Origin of the sequence: Bartonella doshiae NCTC 12862 = ATCC 700133 (genome assembly GCF_000278155.1) — a bacterium.
GTDB classification, from domain to species: domain Bacteria; phylum Pseudomonadota; class Alphaproteobacteria; order Rhizobiales; family Rhizobiaceae; genus Bartonella; species Bartonella doshiae.
In genome coordinates this window covers 332287-350856 of the sequence record NZ_JH725096.1, presented here as the reverse complement: position 1 = coordinate 350856, position 18570 = coordinate 332287, and the positions used below count along the sequence as shown (strand labels likewise).

Here is an 18570-nt window from a genome sequence, read left to right as displayed (position 1 = left end):
TGGGCTCCCAAACCTCACACCCCTCCTCTCACCTCCCGGCCTTGGGCTCCCAAACCTCACACCCCTCCTCTCACACACCCCTTTGCTTGAACTCCCAAACCTCTCTTCTCACCCCCTCCCGGCCTGGGGGGCCCAAGACGCCTTCTAGACTTCATTCTTAACCACACCACAATCTTTTTCCTTTCAGCAATGAACAAAATGCCCCAAAATGGAATTTTTTCTTTTTTTACAGTGTCTTATGGATATAATGTTCAATGATACAGTTTCTCAATCATGCTTCTTGAACGATGAAAATCCATTTTGGAGGTATTTTTCAGTTAAATTTTTTGCGACATACTCAGAAGCTTTTTGCGACAAAAATATCACTGCGTTATATTTTTATGATTTAAATTTGATTGTATTTTTGGCATTTCGCGATTCTGCATTTCCCGATTCTATAGAGAAGCATTTTATTATAAATAATTTCGGAGATACCTTAGGATCTCTTTTCACCACCAATAATCCTTCAACACATCACACGGACGCAAACGATGTTGTTTTTCGTAAGAGCCATAGAGCTTATCTGCATAAGCGCGTGCGGCTTTTTCATCTAAACAGACATGATAGGCATCACTATTGAGGATGAATGGTTGAAGTCGCGTATTGTTTTCGTCGATTTCATAATTTGCAACGTAGATATCAGCAAGCTGCTCACTCACATCATCCGCATGAAGTGTTATGAGATCGAGGCGTAAGATTTTCTCCACTGTATCACGTTCTTCAATAAATTCGAGAACTTCTTCAATTTGTTCAATTGGCCCTTCATACGCATCACATCTTTCATCTTCGCAAAGAATGACGATGACTTCATCCGCTTTAACAAATGGAATGTTTTTCATGATTTTCCCCCTTTTGGTAGTTGATAAAGCACAGCTTTTACTTGACAAGGTCAAATATAGCGTTAGTCTTATATCCTCTATGGGGGAGATGTCAAACTTATTTTATCCTTAATAAAAGATATATTTTTAATCTTTACGACATTCAAAAAGGTATGTGTGAACGAAAACTCACTCTATTTTGTTCATCTCACATCCTTGCAATGTTCTCTATTTGTTCTACTCAAAGCAACCACAAACAGACAGGAGAGCTAAAATGAGTGATTTAGAATTAATAAAATATTGGGGCACTCTTGACTCAAAAACGCGGAAAAATATTATCCTGCTGCTTCGTCGGTTGTCCGCTTCAAGAGAGTCAAAATCGCCTGTCGTTCTTCAGGAGAAAGGTTTGAAATAAGCGCGAGAAATTCTTTATCTTCAGAACTTGCATCCTCTCCATAAAGGATAGAGTTCATACTGATATTAATTTCATGACAAATACGTGCTAGAGATTCAATTGTTGGTTCTTTTCCTTCAGAGAGAATAGAATGAAGGTACCCTGCACCTTTACCTGCCGCAAGGGAGACAGATCTTTTTGACCGTCCACTCTTTTCAAGTGCGTTATTTAATCTTTGACGCCAACCATCAATATTCATAGCTTCACCATATAGCGCGTCTTTAAAAAAAAACACGTTCTTTTGTAAAACGAGCTTGCAATATCCTCTAAAAAGGATAGAATTAAGAAAATAAATTTTACTTTTTTGGGAGAAAAAGCGCATTTTCGGGTCAAAAACACTTCATCACCTCAAAGGATGCAAAAAGGCGCTCCCGACAGCCCATGCCTCTGAAATATTGTATTATTTTACCTTTGCCATTTATGCAATCTCCAACTGTAATGTTGCAACATATGAACATGCACAAACCTCTTAGATACCACAATGCCCTCTAAAGAGCGCATTATCTAAAAAATGTGCTTAAACAAAAACCCAGCGCCTCCATAGAAACACTGTTTCTAATTTTATTGTGAACAAAGACATATAAAAAAAGAAGAAAGCAGATTGAAGTATGAAAGACACCAATCAACAAGAAACCCCAAACTATGAATCATCTACCCTTCCTTATGTTTGTTGGTATCAAAATGATTTTTTAGGTGGTGTTCGTGGTATGCGGGCACATGAAGTTGGCATCTATACGATTCTTCTCAATGAAATGTACGCGCGCGGACGCCCTTTAGAGTTATCAGTACAACGTTTAGCGCGTCTTTGTGGTTGTGACAAGCGAACTTTTCTAAATGTTTTAAAAATGCTTATAGAAGAAGGAAAAATTTTAAATTTAGAGAATGGTTTATGGAACAAGCGTTGTGAAAAAACCTTTTCTGAACGCTCAAAATTGCTTGAACAAAAATCCTTTGCGGGTCGCTCTTCAGCGCAAAAACGCAAGAAAATCAATGATCATTATGAACAACTGCTCAACAAGAATACAAGAGATGATGAACGTAACTCAGAAGCTCAGAGAATAGGAGAAAAGGAAACACCTAACGGTGTTTCAGAAAAGAAATTTTCTTTGATTGAGACAAAGGCTGAAGAAACGTGGGAAGAGCGGGCAAAACCATGTGTATCTGTTTGTTCTCCTCGCATTGTCACGAAACAAGATATGATAGGGAACATCCCACACACAAACGCCCTCGCCCCTGCAAAAAGCCTATCAAGCCCTCCCTCACCAGCAGGAAACATGCCACACACCAACGAGAAAACAATAAATTCTCCAAGCTCTAGCAGACAAGATGCAAATCGCACGAAAATCCCCAAAGGGCACCGTCTTCCTGCTGACTGGACAGCAAACATAAGCGCGGCAATTTCAGAAGGTTTGAGTGAAGAGCAAGCCCGTTGGCAAGAAAAGAAGTTTCGCGATTATTGGCATGCCAAAAGCGGCAAAGAAGCACTGAAAGTAGATTGGCAAGCCACATGGCGCAACTGGTTTCGCCGTGAAATTGAGCGGCTCAAAGAACATCAGGAAAAACTTGCTCTTTTATCTGCTCGCTCTCCTCTTGCAGCAAATCACAACGACAAGAACGCGCATGATGCTCTTTACAAAAGCCTCATCAACTACGACACGATTTAACATGAATACGATTTTTGAAATAAAACAACAGCTTTCATCCCAAGCAAGTACAATCGCAGAAATGCTTCTCCCCAAAGGGCACAAGCGAGGCAATAATTGGATTGTGGGCAGCACCCAAGGTGAAGCTGGACAAAGTTTATCGGTATGCTTAAGCGGCGATAAATCTGGTCTTTGGTATGATTTTGCAGAAGGGCGCGGGGGTGACCTTTTAGATCTCTGGTGTGCGGTAAAGGGGATAAGCCTCTCTCAAGCATTAGAAGAAGCACGTGCGACTCTCAATCTTACACGTCCAAAACCCTTTATGGCACCTCATCGTTTCTATCGCCGTCCAGCACTTCCTACAAAAAACACACCAGAAAATTTGGTAAAAACTTACCTCACTAAAGAGCGCTGTATTCCTCTTGAGATTTTAAAACGCTATCGGATAGGGGAAGATGGAAATACGATCATTTTTCCATTTTATAAACCTGATGGGACCCTTGCTTTGGTGAAAGAACGTCTTGCGCAAGCAGGTGCAAAAACAAAACCAACAACCTCGCAATGCGAACCGATTTTGTTTGGCTGGCAAGCTTTTTATCCAATGGACCACGCCTCCACCAACAACGCACATGCCTCCACCAACAACGCACATGCCTCCACCAACAACGCACATGCCATCACAGACAACACACACACACCCACAGACCACGTGCCTTCTCCTCAGGATCAAGGATTTTTTTCCACAAAGCGTACAATTGTCATCACCGAAGGAGAAATTGATGCACTTTCCCTAGCTGCTTACGGATACCCCGCAGTTTCGCTACCATTTGGGGGAGGCACGGGAGGCAAACACAATTGGATTGAAAATGAATTTGACCATTTAGAAATTTTTGAGACAATTTTTTTAGCCACCGATATGGATAAACCCGGTGAAGAAGCAGCACATGAGATTGCCAATAGGCTTGGTCGCCACCGCTGCTATCGTGTACACCTACCGCGCAAGGATGCTAATGAGTGTTTAACGGCTGGTGTTGATGCAGCGAGCATAGCCGCAGCCTTTTCGTCAGCAAAAAGTTTTGCCCCCAAAGGATTACGGCGTGCCTCAGAATACAAAGATCAAGTAATAGGGCTCTTTTGGCCAACACCGGAAAAGCATCTTGGCTACACGGTTCCTTATCCTAAACTGAATGGCAAACTTTATTTTCGTCCAGCAGAATTAACGCTTTGGAGCGGAGCGAGTGGAGCGGGGAAGAGCCAACTTTTATCGGATTGTATTCCCCACTGGATTGCGCAAAAAAGCCGTCTTTGCTTAGCATCGTTAGAAATGAAAGGAGAGCAATCTCTGCGTCGTTTAACGAAACAAACGGGAGGGATAGAACAACCAACAAAAGACATGATTGAGCGCGTTTTATATTTTTTAGATAACGGGCTTATTCTCTACGAGCATGTTGGCAAATCGAGTGTCGACACCTTACTCGATGTCTTTGACTATTGCCGTGCACGTTATGGCTGCGATCAATTTATTATCGACAGTCTCATGCGGTTAGGCATTACTTCGGATGACTATGCAGGACAAGAACAAGCAGTTTATAAAATGGTTGATTGGGCCGTTTTAAATGCCGTACACATTCATCTTGTTGCGCATGCACGCAAAGGTGGTTTAGATAAAGACATCCCTGGAACTGAAGATATCAAAGGCGCTTCAGAAATTGGAGCAAATGCATTTAATATCATTACAATCTGGCGCAACAAATCCCTAGAAGACAAAATTTTTGCTGCATCGCATGCAGAAGAAAAAGCACAATTAGCAAAACGACCAAGCGTCATTATGAATATCGCAAAACAGCGCTCTGGTGATTTTGAAGGCAAAATTGGTCTTTGGTTTGATTCACAAACCTACCGTTATCGCTGTTCTTCTGAACCCTCCCAAACTCCACGACATTATCTTGAAGGTGCAACCACAAGACCATAAAAAGCATACGTAAAACGCGCCCTCCTCTCAACAGCATCATCCCTGCTCAAAACAAGAAATATGCGGGAAAGCTTTTTCCCATCAACATAGGCCCCTCCTACGAGAGATGCATGATCCCCATGCAATTTTCTCAATCCCATAACCAAACAATTACTTTTAAGGAAATATCATGAACCAGAAAAACGCAGAACAAAAACCCAACACACAAACTTGTGATCCCTTCCACCGCAATAAAGAGGAACAGCACATTGGTCACTTAAAAACACAAGAAGTTCCCATTGAAATGAGCAATCCTTATTTTCAGCCAACCTCTCCAGAAAACTCTAAAAACCCGCGCACCATCGTTGCCATTGCCAATGCCAACAGCCGTCCCGTTGCACTTTTATATGCGAAAGGACATATCAACAAAGCACAATATAAAGCAGCGGAACGTTTTTATATTTATTGGATTCAAAGTCATGGAGACCTCAATATGAGCCCTAATTACAGGCATCAAAAGATTGATTGCGACCAAAATTATGCGCATAGTCATATGCATGCTATAGAACGTAAAATAGATGCAACAAATCATTTACAAACGGTCAAAGTTTTTCTTGGAATTCTTGGCTACTCCCTTGTTGAACAAATTGTTGGCCACGGTCAAGCAATCAAAGACCTAAGCCCTTCAAAACGGAAACAGAACTCCCTTGCTGATCATTTCCGCGATTGTTTAGACTTGCTCGCATTGCACTGGGGATATGCAAGCCCAAAACACTCTCAATGATTTCCCCAGTTCGAAGAAAAAGTGATAAATTAAGCCCTCCCTCTCCGCCCCCCCCCCCAAGAAATTACACAACTCAATTACACAACTCAATTACACAACTCAATTACACAACTCAATTACACAACTCTAGGAATTCCCCAACTCCAGAGAGAGAATAAAACACGAAGCAGCGTTTCATCTAGAGAAAATACAGAACTGCACCTTTAAAACGAAAACGAAGCAGAGTGCAAAATATCGCGCGCGCATTTTGGAGCATCAATATTCAGCTCTAAGATATTGGCTTCATATTGCCTTATATTGGCCTGATGCAATTTTGTTTATGCTCCATCCTCTCACCTCTCACCCCACACCTCAACCTCCCTCACACCAACCTCTCCAACCTCAGCCTCCCCAACCTCAGCCTCCCCAACCTCAACCTCCCCAGCCTCAACCTCCCCAACCTCAGCCTCCCTCACACCAGCCTCTCCAACCTCAACCTCCCCAGCCTCAACCTCCCCAACCTCAGCCTCCCTCACACCAACCTCCCCAACCTCAACCTCCCCAGCCTCAACCTCCCCAGCCTCAACCTCCCCAGCCTCAAAAAATTCAGCTTCATTGTAAAATGGTCACTCTTCTTTTGAAATCCTCATCCCATGCGTACACGGCATCACTCTTGCCATTATTATTTACATATAAAAATTTCAGGCTGACTTTCTTTTCTCAGTACCCCCGTTTTAATAGGTAATAAAAGGATTAGAGCGAAATCTCTCTCTTCTTCTATACCTCTAAGACAGAAAGGCCCTAATAATAATCCAATATGGATAAATAAATATAATTTTAAGAAATTATGATAGACATAGAACAGGAAATAAAAACACATATTAAATAATTTGTCTTATGCATATTATTTTATTGTGTTAATTATGCGCAACCAAATACCCTACAACGACATAAGGTATAAAACGTGTATCAACGAGACAAAATAAGAAATTATCAGACAACGCTCTTCTTTCATGACTGTAAATTTTTCAGTTCTTTCTGCTGTTTCACCAATTTGATATCCTCATTACTATGCGCGCATCATTATCAAATATTGAAGGAGAGCAAAGAATAAACAACCAAGAAGAATACCTATAACAAAAGTGATAGCTCATACACATTTAATGCAAGAAACATAAGCTTTCTTAGCTATAAAAACTTTTCCATAGGAAACATCTCACTCCTTAAGAGACATCTTCCCTCATAGAACAATTCATCTTCATAGAAATACGATCACCCCGATTTGCTTCTGAAATGCCCCTGCAATACCGATGAGGTGTCCCAGCACATTTTCATGCCAGCATATTTTATGAATGATTGCGTTCTCATAAGCCTTTTTACCAGAGCATAAATCAGAAACTTTCCCACATATATTTTGGTATAATTGTGTTTATGAACCTTTTACGCCCTCTTTTAAGCATCCAAAAAATATGTTTTTAAAGATTAAAATAAGGCAATAAAGATCATTATATGTCAAATTATTGTCATTTTTTATTCTTTTTTATGACTGTTGCATTTTTACTATAGCATTTTAAAGTGAATCAATGTAATGTACATTTTGTTATCTATTTATGTTAATAAATAGAGGAGGGAAACTATGAGTATCAGATATTTTTTCATAGCAGGTGCAATTACAAGTGGATTAACGCTTGCAATTCAAACATCTGATCATATAGTTGCTAAACAAATATATCCTATTGTTGCACCTTATACTGAATACGCAAATAGTTTAGAATTTTTTGAAAGAAAAAGTAATATAGAAGATACGGAAATTACATTAATACACAAAGTTAGTAGTAACTCACAGCAAAGAGATAGAGAGGATTTATACGAAAAAAGCAAAAACTTATTTAATTCTATAATTGAATTTACAATCTCTTTTTTTATGTATTGCATCAATTGGCTTTTTAGCAAAGGTTAGTTCTTAATAAAAAGGGGAAAGAGCTTATCTAATCTATGCAATACAGGACAAAGATCTCAGCAAAGCTGAGATCTTTGTTTTTAAGACCTTTGTTTTATTGTACGTTTAGCAATACGAGTACTATTTTTATTTTTGCTTTATCTTTGAAGATATAACGCGCTTTCTTTTTTATCTTTAAAGGACGAAGCCTCCTACCAAACTCAATCATGAGATTGGATTTTCTAGTAGACTTTGATTACTGACTGCTTTTGTCACGAACTTTCATGTGATTTATTTCAAGCACACTGGACAAATTCCTGCTCTGAACTTTCGTGAAAGCTTATTGAATACACGAAAGAGGGATACAAAACTTAAATCAGACACAGGTGACAGGATATTTTACGACATATAAGACAAAGCACTTTTTTCACAAACAGCGATAATGCCCTTATCATTTTAAAATGAGCAAACCAGAGGCAAAACATTCAGTGTTCTCACCACTTTTTGCATGAATATTTTTGCGCTTATTATCTTGTAAAAGCATTTGCTTAATTTTCTTATTCTTATAAAATTTCTGACAATAAAGAAAGAAAACCTATACAGTCCTTAAAATTACACATCCTTCTTGAAAGTTTGATATCGAAAATATGCATTCACCATTCTTTATGTAAGCAATACCAAAACAATTCTTTCCTCTATCAATTTCAACACATAAAGAGCTCATCACTTCACGTGAAGACCACAATGAAGGCTTGTGTTCCTTTCATTGTTATTTCCTCTATCTTCTTGCTAAAAATACGCGTTGCGTATTTTTCAGGACGCACGCCCTCCACCTTACTGAATGAGGTTTCACTTCCCCGTTCATATGATAGAACAGCAAAAGAAGAAGCATAAAGCAAAACCCATATCCACTTGAATGATAGCCACTTGGAGCATTCTTAGTAACGCCCCCCCCAAGCATCCATAAACAAGCATCCATAAAAATTGCTTCTGTCTGAGAGGATTAAATGATCTCCCAAGTGCATCACCCCCAAGTGCATCACCATTGTGCTTTGGTAAGGTATTCTCTTTTCTATGCGTTATATTGGAATATAAACTTTGATTTATAATGATAATCGTTTTTCCTGCTAAATGAGAGACCAAGAATATTGTAAGTTTCTCTTATTTCAAAGCTGTATATATTGAATCAATAAAAATCATTCCTTTGCACGTCACAAACAAAGCTGATTGTGAACAAAAACACGCAAAGAAAAAAATAAAGATGTTTCTGATGCACCGTATTCATTGGCAAGGGCTGTCGCAACACATTGGGAATTGGAAGAAGAGTATGATAGCACCGACTTGTGAAAGAAAAGGTATGACACATAGAAGGAGAAAGACATTATACAGAGTAGCACATATGTTATGGTGATACACTTCATTGCACATAGGTTGTTATTTCACATGCAGCGTTATGGTTGTTGTCACCTCTTTCCTACCCACTGATAGAAAAAGCGTGCACAACCACCACCAATCCTTCCTTTTCCGCAACCTTTCCTTACCAAGCATAAAAGCAAAAAGGGAAAGCCTGCTCACTCTCCCTCTACACGCAGTCTTAATGTTACCAAAGAACTCAAAAAAGGAAAATGCAAAATCATATTCTGTCTCTCGTTCATTATGGTATTGTTGCTTATAGGTTTCATGGCTGTGAACGCAACAATTCAAGGGAATCTTGATTTTGTTGCGGAAAAATGGCGTCTTGTAACTGTAATCTTTTTCTTTGTGACAACGGGGTGTTAGGGCATTATGATGGCCCTTTTCCCTGTTTTTTTAATCCTTCATGGACTTTTCAGCTGTCTCTTGAAAAAACTGAAAACATTGGATGTGCAGCAAGGTACACCGATCATTTCACAAATATGAGAGGAGAGAAAAAGTGATAATCCTTTATCAAGCACGAAATTCTGTTTTTGCGCTTTTCTTCATTTTTTTAGTACTCTGTTCAAGTTTAGTACTCTGTTCAAGTTTAGTACTCTGTTCAAGTTTAGTACTCTGTTCAAGCGCCGCATCGCGTTCTTTCATCACCCGTTTCAGCTCTTTCGTTACTCTACAATACAAGCATGCACGTCTAATAAAATAGTAATAAATGAGCACACTTGGTAGAATAAACAAAAGGGTTGCCAACACAGTACTCAAGAAAGACAAACTTATAAATACAATAAAACTACTTGTCACTTTTTCCCCCATCATGCTTTAGACGCGCATTTGCTTTAAGGCTATAGAGCGCTTTATCGCGTTGTTCAATTGCTTCTTCCAATTGCTGAAATTTTTTCTTCACCTTACCCGTCACTATAATGGCCGCTACCCCAATGAGAGGAGCAGAGACCAAAAGACACATCACTATGAATTGCAGCACCATGGCAATAAAGAAATTTCCGCCATTTCCTAAATTGAACATGTTAATGATATGATAAGCACCCATAAAAACTGTGATAATGAGAAAAATAAAAAATATTTTTTTATACTCTTTTGGCTGAATAAAGAAAGATTCCCTCAAGGAAAGAAGAGAGGATGTTGTACTTCCTGTTACGCCCTGCTCTTTTGCCTCACAATGCTTCAATGACTGTTTTGTGCTCTCGGGCTGTGTTATGCTTTTGGGCAATTCCCGTATCATTCTAAAAAACAATCTCACACGCTTGATCGAAAAATAAGGAAGCGCGATGGTTATCACAAAAAATAAAATATAAAACAGAATGAATCCTGTAACAGCAAGAATTCCTATTGGTTTAAGAATAATCACTTTTTCTCTCCTCTCATATTTGTGGAATGATCGGTGTACCTTGCTGTACATCCAATATTTTCAGTTTTTTCATCACTCTTTTCAAGAGACAGCTGAAAAGTCCATGAAGGATTAAGAAAACAGGGAAAAGGGCCATCATAATACCCCAACACCCCGTTGTCACAAAGAAAAAGATTACAGTCACAAGACGCCATTTTTCCGCAACAAAATCAAGATTCCCTTGAATTGTTGCGTTCACAGCTATGAAACCTATAAGCAACAATACCATAATGAACGAGAGACAGAATATGATTTTATAATCTTTCGCGCGTAAAACCAGAGAATCTTTAAAAGCAGAAGGACTCATACTTGTGTCACAAGCTAAATTCTGCTTTTTCAGCTTCTTCTCACCACTGTGCAATTGGTGCATTGCAGACTTTGCAGCTTTTTTGAGTTTCCGGGTTATTCTGAACCACAAACATACACGCTTTATAAAGGAATAAAAAAGCGCAAAAACAAGCATGGTAGTACAAATCAAAAGCGTGAAAAAGACGAGACTAATGAATATTGAAACTAATATGATAGACAGTATTAGAAGACAATTTATAAAACTACTCACTTTATCCCCCTATGACATATCATGTGAAATGTCTGGTTTATCTTGCTGTTCAAGAGATTTTTCCAATTGTGCTATCATTTGTTTCAAATCACACGTTATGAGAATGTAAAGCACCAAAAAAGCAGGAAAGAGTATGAAAAGACACCCCCAAAGTGCATTTGGTATCATAAGAAGAAAAGCATAAACATCACGCCACTGCACGGCATTCCACCACTCGTTAATGTACCCACCTTTCCAACTTTCTAGGATCAGTTTTTTATACATCTCAAGGACTGTTCCACTTTTAAGGCTTTCCTGAACCATTGCTTGCAAGTCTTCCACAGGGACGATGGTAAACCACTCCATTGGTTTTAGATAAACAGTAGCAACGACTCCCCCCACCATCAGGAGAGAAATCAAAAAGATGATGATAGAGTCTTTCATTGAAAAAGCCATTGACTTTTCCATTGACTCTTTAAAAGAAATTAACTCTTTAATTGAAGAGGATTGAGATTTTTTATCAAATGCAGAACGAGACACAGAACTTGCACTCCTTTGCTTGAGCAGATTCATGGTGTGATTTTTTCACTGTCAATTAACATCCCTCCACGCTTTAAAAATTACAGAACTGCCCTCAAAAAATGAAGAGTCTGCTTAAAGCCCTTAAAGAACCTCTCCCTATAATAAGACCCCTCCTACAATAAGAAAAAGCGTACACAAAGAAAAAGCGCACACAATGATGCAAAACCGTATGCTGTTTTATGAATCAAAAACGGGCCAAAAAACGGGAAGAAAACAGTACTCTGACTTTGATCACGCCACCGCCTCCTTCGCACACATACACCTTGCTTCACATACACACATCTGGCACACAAACACATCTGCTATCTTTATGCATTAAGAATTTAATAACAGGATGAAGGAAAATTTTCAACTTATTTTAAATAATCTCTAAGAACGTATATATCGAGAGTAGAAAAATGCTTTTTCCCAATAAAAGCAAAGAGACGCGCTTACCACAAACATGCGATATGCGTTTATCGGTAATAGCACCCCATAAGAAAAACGGCATCTTATCAACGGAACACTGACAACATAAAAAGAGCATCATAATCAAAGCCGTCAATTTTTTTGAGAAAACAGAAACGAAAAAGATAAAAGATTAAAATTTCCTCTATAAAAGAGACATTGAGAATGAAATATTTTTTTATTCCCCGTGTATTCTTATTGCATTTCCGATATTTTTTTCGGTATTTTTCTGATATTTTGTTTGAAACAGTGCAGCATGTTATGGTAATATAGTTCAGGAATAAAATTTATTTCTTGCAAAAAATCATTGTTCAAGAAATGACCATTTTCCTCTAAAAAGGATAAAGAAAACAACCTCAAAAAAGAGAAAACCATAACGCATTGCCATTATGCTTTTTCATCCATATCTGAAATTGCTCTTCAAACCGACAGCAAAAACGCAAAGCTGTATAAAGAAAGCATATTATAAACTGTAAAGGACAAAATGGGGGATAAATAACCAACAACAAAGCTTGTTTTTTCACCCAAAGCTGCGTTGTCGTTATTTTAGATAAGCTGTCCTTGCTTCATGCAAGCAGAAAATTCTACAGCATCTTCTTCTTCATTCATTACGGTCTTCAATGATGCCATTGTCTCAGCTCCTGCTTACGAAGCTGTATCTGTTAAAAATGAAAGATCCTCTTGAATTCAAAACGGTAGTCTCATGAAAATACATAAAAAACGCGGTAGACCAACAAGAGTGGAAAAACGCAGAGAACCCAATGGCCACATCTCACGTGCCAAAAGATCATATACACCTCCTCATCAGCCCACGATTGAAATGCGTGCCAAACACTTTGGTTTAACGATGGAAGAAGCCAAAAACCCGCTTTCCAGTTCCTATATCGGACGGCTTTGTTTACTTGGATATAAGCAAGAAGCATTGGGCATCAGCAAAGACCAATATGACACAGCACAACACTATCTCCAAATCAGAAATGACTACTTATGTGCAAAAGGTTTGCCGAATGGCTACTATGATGGCTTTACTCTTTCATCTAAAGATAAAAAGGCACAAGAACAATGGATTCAAAAAGCAACTGATCACTACAATATTATGAGAGAAGCAATAAAAGAAGCACAATATTTGCATCCACAACACAACTTTCATGCAGCATTACAATATCTTGTTGTAGAGGATCAACCACTTCCCCATCTTGTGGATTCGTTGCGCCTTATCCTCAATGTGCTCTACAAACATTTTGCGTATTAGAATGGCATTTTGCGTATTAAAATGGCATTTTCATCAAGTTCATCAGGTAAAATTGCCACAAAGTAAAAATGTCGCACAGGATTGATTTTTACCCTGTAAATGCACACGTATCGGGTATAATGCAAAAAAACGACAAAAAATTATAAAAACTCTCCAATTTGTGATGATGCGTAAAGTTTTATATCAGTATTACTGATCGTAAGGACTTTTACATTTACTCTTTTTACATTTACTCTTTTGAAAGAAACAAAACTTATGTCAAAAAACATAAGAGAAACATTTTTATTGACAAAATAGGAAAAATAGTATTTAATAACACGTGCGGTGGAACTATTGGTGCGTCTATACTTCACTTTCTTCTAAGATGCTGTAAATTCCCGTAAAAAATTAAAGTAAAAACAAAATCGGTTAATCAATTACAGATTTAATTTTAATCTGTAACAAATTAAAATTGTATAACAACAGAAACCTTAGGGTATTCTTCAAAGGACTTAAAAATCCTATCCTTCAAAGAAGAGAACATACACAACTGTATAGTAACATTTTGGGGTATGGTGGTATCATTGCATTGCCAATTAACGTTTTTTCTTACAGGATTTGCGTATACACACTTGAATTCGACACCGTCAATTTCATGACATCATCGCTGCACCTATTGCACCATAATCACTGGTTGCTTCATAATATCTTACAAATTTACTGATGCCGGCTAAATTTAGTGATGAGAAAAAGAGCTACGCATTACGCATATTAACACAAGGAAAGAAACAAAGGGGAAAAACATAAAACGAGGAAGTACGCTCATCTCTACTTCCCATCTGACCACTTATCGCAATAAGGTATTAAGGAATACATTAACTTATTAGGGAATACATTGCCCTTTTTATAATATTTCTGGTGATCTCTTTATGCAAAGAGAAACCAAGCTTGAACCTCTTTTTTGTTTTTTTATTTATTCTTTCTTGGTAAAGGACATCTCCAAAACATCCCTAAACTAAAGAGAAGAGCATTGACGCAAACGCCCCACTCACCATATCTCACGACAAAGGCGAGGGAGCACAATGCATACGTGAAAAAATAAAAGATATGAAAAGAACACTCTAGCGGAAAAAGAGAGAAGAAACACAATGCTGTGCGCAATAAAACCAAACGAACATCTTTTAAAAGCCCCTATTCATTATAAGGATTTTTTTGAACAGGTATTAAATTGATCTGCAAACCGAGAGCATTTAAAACACTAAAGAAGGTAGAAAGGCGTGGATCACCTTTGTTACTCAAAGAACGATAGAGAGCTTCTCTTGATAATCCCGTATTTTTGGCAACTTTTGTCATTCCTTTGCTTTTTGCAATAATCCCAAGAGCATTGGCAAGAGAGTGACTATTTTTCGTTTTGAGAGCATCTTGTAAGAGGATTTGTACTTCTTTATCAGATATTTCACAATATTTGCGAGCATTCAATTTGGCGATTTCCATTTTTATTTCCTTCACTATCTGCAGAGTTTTTTTGATATCCTTTCTTGCTCAATAGATTAGATTTAACACCGCCATTAAGAAGTAAAAGAATTTCTCACCCTTATGATTACAAAATCAATACGACATTCTTACTTTATAAGTTATTTTTTATTCTGCAATTAAACAGAAAAATTTGTATTACTAAGAAGCCTTTTTCCTCCTGTAAACCAAAACAATGTTATTTTTTTGAAAAGCATAAGCATTTTATAACATTTGTTGTTTATATACTATTGGTATATTTAACTTATAAAAGACAATTATAAATTGTATATTGTTTATAAAATACATAAATGAGAATATCAAATATATTTTTTGGATTTTTATAAAAATCTAAGTATATTCTAGTAAGTTTTTTTCATAACATTTACACACCTTTATACAAGCATTTTTTTGTTCTGTTTCTGAGAAAACAAGACAGGTTAATTTTTAAATCTCATTCAGCCCTGCTTTTACGCAGGGCTTTTTTTATGGAGGAGCAGATGAGAACAATATCACCAGAAGGTCTAGCGTTGATAAAACAATGGGAAGGTTTGCGTTTGAAGGCCTATCAGGATTCTGCCGCAATATGGACAATTGGTTATGGCCATACCAGTGAAGCAGGAAAACCTTTTGTTCACAAAGAGATGAATATCACAGAAAAGGAAGCGGAAGAGCTTCTTCGTCAAGACTTGCAACAATTTGAGAATGCCGTTGAGCAAGCCGTAACGGTTTCGTTAACGAATGAACAATTCGCAGCATTAGTTTCGTTTTGTTATAATATCGGAACAAAAGCCTTTTGCAATTCAAACCTGTTAAAGAAATTGAACACGGGTAATTATGAAGCAGTTCCTTCTGAATTACAGAAATGGAATAAAGCAGGGGGTAAACCTCTTCAAGGGCTTGCAAACCGTAGAGCAGCCGAAGCAGGGCTATGGGCAAAAGGCTCTTATGTTTCTTCCAACACACAAAAAGTTGAAACGAAGGACGCAACAGGGATTTTCAAAGCAGAAGCATTCACAACAGTCATAAGTTCTTGTTCCGGTCTTGGTGGTTTTTTAGCGGGCAACGGACCAATCCAATGGGCATTAGCGGGAATTATGGTTGTAGCGGCATGTATTGGCATGGTCTTTGTAGTAAAACGCTTTCAGGAACATCGCTTATGATATGGTGGATGAAAAAAAATCTCATAGTAATCGTTGCAGCTTTTGCTGCTTTTTTTATGGCTTTAGCAAAAGCTTTCACTTTTGGAAAAGCGTCAGAACAAAAAAAGCAAACAGAAAACACTTTAAAGGTAGCAACAACACGGCTTGAGATAGAAAATGAAGTTAACGGAAAAAATGATACTGATGTGCGTACTGAGCTTTCTCACTGGTTGCGCGACAAATGAGCACTCTTCTTCCTGTATTGGCTGGTTGCCCATTTATTTAAATAGACAAGATCTAAACGCCATAAGTACAGATTTAGCAAGAGACATTTTAAAGCATAATAAGCAGGGTGAACACTTGTGTGGATGGCAACATGATCAAAAAAACAACTGAAAAACGCTCAGAGAATACAGAAATAAAGCTTACAGAAGCAGAAAAAGTAATGCTTCAAGAAATTATCCTGACCTATCAAAGTATGAAATTAATGTCCCGCTTTATGAAATGGATAGCATTTCTCATCTTTTTGTTAATTCTTGATTTTTCCCGCCTCATGGATGCAATAGACAATGTCATTGCACATTTAAAACAGTTATTCTCAAAATAAGAATTGATTCATTATGTATTAATGAATGTTTTCGTTATGTATCGCAAATCCATTCTTTAAGGTAAGAAATAAGTCCTATGAGATACAAGAAATTTGTGCAGAACACCCCAACTATATTATAAAAAACTGATATAAAACAATATGTTATAAATCTTGATGCCTATGATTAAACACCAATATAGCATTTATTTTCCTAAAGCTATATCTTTTTTGATTTTATTGTGTATAATACATTACGTATTTGAAATAATTTGGGGATGTAAATGAATACAAAACGTTTAATTAAAATCTCAGTCTTCACTTTAATGACAACGTCTGCAGTACAAGCAGCGGATACTGTGGCTTTCCAAGAACAAAAAATGAGAATTGCGCCTGTTGCTGCGCCTATTATTATTGCACCATCTTTTTCTTGGAAAGGCTTTTATATCGGAGGACAGGCTGGTGTTTTTTCAAGTGAAAACACTCTGACTTACTCTGAAGAAACAAATAAGAGAAAATGGAAGTGGGTCGATAAAGATTTATCACCAAAACCTTCAGGGCCGGTATTCGGCCTTTATGCAGGTTATAATATTGATCTTGCAGATAAATTTGTTCTCGGTGTTGAGACGGATATAGTTCGGTCTGAAAGGAGAGCTACACAAACGGGTGATGCGGAACCGATTACAAGTTACGCTCGCGTACACTCTCTTAAAGCAGTCTTTAACGCAGCTGAAATTCCCATTGAGCAACCTAAAGCTTTGAATCAAACAGCACCTAACATTGGTGATCTTGTCACAAGCAGTGTCACTTTGGAAGAAAAATGGGCTGGAGCTACGCGTGTACGCATAGGTTTTTCTTGTGATCGTATTATGCCATATATCGCTGGTGGTATATCCTATGCACAAATACAATACATTATGTCACTTTCAGCAAAAGACCAAAACGATGAATCGATAATTGCTGAAGGTGAGCTCGTGAATGAGACAGAAAAAATGGTTGGTTATACATTCGGCGGTGGTGTTGATTTTGCAGTGACAGATAATATTACTCTGCGTGCAGAGTATCGCTATGCAGATTTTGGTAAAAAGAAATTTGCAGAGGATGACCTTGAAATTAGCTCCAGAACCAATAATTTCCGTGTTGGTGTAGCATATAAATTCTAATTAATTATAAAATTAAAGCATTAAAGCCCCCTCCAAAGGAGGGGGTATTTTTTTATTCATTATACGATAAACATCTTCTTTCGGGATAGAAAAGAGATAAACAAATCACATTCGTACGATTGATTGAATCTATAGCATTTAAAATTTTGTCAAAATTCCTGATACGAATGGGATATACTGATGCAAAAGAATATATCATTGTTTCAGAAAATCCCTTCACATAGAGATTTTCGTCGCAATTGCCTACAATCTCCCCCCAAATGAACAAAAATAGTTTCAGAAATTTCAAAGAAGAGAGATGCTTTTGCTCTCCATACCCACAAACCACACTTACAAAAGCCCACTACCGGAAAAATCCTACCCTAAAGCTTGTCTTCAAGTTCACTTTATACATAACCTTTGCGCAACTCTGCGCAAAAATTCACGATTTCTCGATGAAAGATCCCTCACTTTTGAAGCGATATCCTCACCTTTGAAGCGATATATTATACGTAATCACAATGAAATCATGTCTGTAATAACAGGATTCCCCCTCCCCAAACACGCGCTCAAAGCCTAATCTTCAAAGCCTTTCCTAAAGGAGAGCAACAATTTTCCTATTATATGCAAAGGGAAATCCCTGATTATAAGCCCTCGTATTGAAGCAAGACACTGAAATCAAGGCAATATTGCTTTTTCATACTAAGACGATTATTTTGCACAAAGACGAACGCGCTGTTCTCCCGTCCTCAAGGAGCATATTATAGTTTACAGCACTCGAGACACACTTCTAACGCTAAGGAGCACATTTAATACTACAGAACATCTAATATTAAAGGACATCTAATATTAAAGAATAATGTTTACAAAGTGGTGCGGGTGGTCGGACTCGAACCGACACTCCTCTCGGAACCAGATTTTGAGTCTGGCGCGTCTACCAGTTCCACCACACCCGCACACTGTTGTAA

17 protein-coding genes and 1 tRNA gene are annotated in these 18570 nt (G+C 37.8%); 9 read left to right on the top strand and 9 right to left on the bottom strand.

The window, feature by feature from the left end; genetic code table 11:
• Positions 1–488: 488 nt before the first annotated feature.
• Together MCS_RS06325 and MCS_RS06320 are read right to left on the bottom strand one after the other, a co-directional pair.
• Positions 489–878, bottom strand: coding sequence for a hypothetical protein (locus MCS_RS06325; RefSeq protein ID WP_004856560.1), 390 nt, complete (start codon positions 876–878; stop codon positions 489–491).
• Between the two features lie 314 nt (positions 879–1192).
• On the bottom strand, positions 1193–1510 hold the full coding sequence (locus MCS_RS06320; RefSeq protein ID WP_024864211.1) for a transcriptional regulator: 318 nt from the start codon (positions 1508–1510) through the stop codon (positions 1193–1195).
• Between the two features lie 409 nt (positions 1511–1919).
• On the opposite strand from MCS_RS06320, the gene MCS_RS06315 reads away from it, so the two are divergent.
• The 3 genes from MCS_RS06315 (at position 1920) to MCS_RS06305 (ending at position 5689) form a co-directional block, all read left to right on the top strand.
• Positions 1920–2975, top strand: coding sequence for a YdaU family protein (locus MCS_RS06315; RefSeq protein WP_004856556.1), 1056 nt, complete (start codon positions 1920–1922; stop codon positions 2973–2975).
• Between the two features lies 1 nt (position 2976).
• Positions 2977–4926, top strand: coding sequence for a bifunctional DNA primase/helicase (locus MCS_RS06310; protein WP_004856555.1), 1950 nt, complete (start codon positions 2977–2979; stop codon positions 4924–4926).
• Positions 4927–5095: 169 nt separating this feature from the next.
• Positions 5096–5689 (top strand): hypothetical protein, encoded by a 594-nt coding sequence (locus tag MCS_RS06305; protein WP_004856553.1) that lies wholly within the window; start codon positions 5096–5098, stop codon positions 5687–5689.
• 332 nt (positions 5690–6021) lie between these two features.
• Here MCS_RS06305 and MCS_RS08475 read toward each other — a convergent pair whose 3' ends face one another.
• Positions 6022–6204 carry a hypothetical protein gene (locus tag MCS_RS08475; protein ID WP_004856550.1) on the bottom strand — a complete coding sequence of 61 codons (183 nt, stop codon included), beginning with the start codon at positions 6202–6204 and terminating at the stop codon, positions 6022–6024.
• A gap of 1100 nt (positions 6205–7304) precedes the next feature.
• On the opposite strand from MCS_RS08475, the gene MCS_RS06295 reads away from it, so the two are divergent.
• A complete protein-coding gene (locus MCS_RS06295) occupies positions 7305–7628 on the top strand; it encodes a hypothetical protein (RefSeq protein WP_004856548.1) in 324 nt (107 codons plus the stop codon).
• A 1905-nt stretch (positions 7629–9533) separates the two neighbouring features.
• Here MCS_RS06295 and MCS_RS08845 read toward each other — a convergent pair.
• The 4 genes from MCS_RS08845 to MCS_RS06275 all read right to left on the bottom strand — a co-directional run bounded on the left by MCS_RS08845 (position 9534) and on the right by MCS_RS06275 (position 11500).
• Entirely contained in the window at positions 9534–9668 is a 135-nt protein-coding gene (locus MCS_RS08845; RefSeq protein ID WP_280641963.1) for a hypothetical protein, read from the bottom strand.
• 139 nt (positions 9669–9807) lie between these two features.
• Positions 9808–10383: a hypothetical protein gene (locus tag MCS_RS06285; protein ID WP_004856544.1), complete on the bottom strand. Its 576-nt coding sequence runs from the start codon at positions 10381–10383 to the stop codon at positions 9808–9810.
• Positions 10384–10396: 13 nt separating this feature from the next.
• Positions 10397–10621, bottom strand: a complete 225-nt coding sequence (locus tag MCS_RS08375; RefSeq protein WP_154645804.1) for a hypothetical protein — start codon at positions 10619–10621, stop codon at positions 10397–10399.
• Between the two features lie 369 nt (positions 10622–10990).
• Entirely contained in the window at positions 10991–11500 is a 510-nt protein-coding gene (locus MCS_RS06275; protein WP_004856539.1) for a hypothetical protein, read from the bottom strand.
• A gap of 1192 nt (positions 11501–12692) precedes the next feature.
• Here MCS_RS06275 and MCS_RS06270 point away from each other — a divergent pair.
• Positions 12693–13241, top strand: coding sequence for a hypothetical protein (locus MCS_RS06270; RefSeq protein WP_004856538.1), 549 nt, complete (start codon positions 12693–12695; stop codon positions 13239–13241).
• A 1170-nt stretch (positions 13242–14411) separates the two neighbouring features.
• Here the strand turns inward: MCS_RS06270 and MCS_RS06265 are convergent.
• A complete protein-coding gene (locus MCS_RS06265; RefSeq protein ID WP_004856535.1) occupies positions 14412–14714 on the bottom strand; it encodes an addiction module antidote protein in 303 nt (100 codons plus the stop codon).
• Between the two features lie 518 nt (positions 14715–15232).
• On the opposite strand from MCS_RS06265, the gene MCS_RS06260 reads away from it, so the two are divergent.
• The 4 genes from MCS_RS06260 (at position 15233) to MCS_RS06245 (ending at position 17623) form a co-directional block, all read left to right on the top strand.
• Positions 15233–15895: a lysozyme gene (locus MCS_RS06260; RefSeq protein ID WP_004856534.1), complete on the top strand. Its 663-nt coding sequence runs from the start codon at positions 15233–15235 to the stop codon at positions 15893–15895.
• Entirely contained in the window at positions 15892–16119 is a 228-nt protein-coding gene (locus MCS_RS06255) for a hypothetical protein (protein ID WP_004856531.1), read from the top strand. The genes MCS_RS06260 and MCS_RS06255 overlap by 4 nt, the downstream gene beginning before the upstream one ends.
• 131 nt (positions 16120–16250) lie before the next feature.
• Positions 16251–16481 carry a hypothetical protein gene (locus MCS_RS06250; RefSeq protein WP_004856529.1) on the top strand — a complete coding sequence of 77 codons (231 nt, stop codon included), beginning with the start codon at positions 16251–16253 and terminating at the stop codon, positions 16479–16481.
• 263 nt (positions 16482–16744) lie between these two features.
• Positions 16745–17623 carry an outer membrane protein gene (locus MCS_RS06245; protein ID WP_004856527.1) on the top strand — a complete coding sequence of 293 codons (879 nt, stop codon included), beginning with the start codon at positions 16745–16747 and terminating at the stop codon, positions 17621–17623.
• Positions 17624–18473: 850 nt separating this feature from the next.
• On the opposite strand, the gene MCS_RS06240 is transcribed toward MCS_RS06245, so the two are convergent.
• Positions 18474–18558: transfer RNA gene (locus MCS_RS06240), tRNA-Leu, on the bottom strand.
• Positions 18559–18570 lie beyond the last annotated feature (12 nt).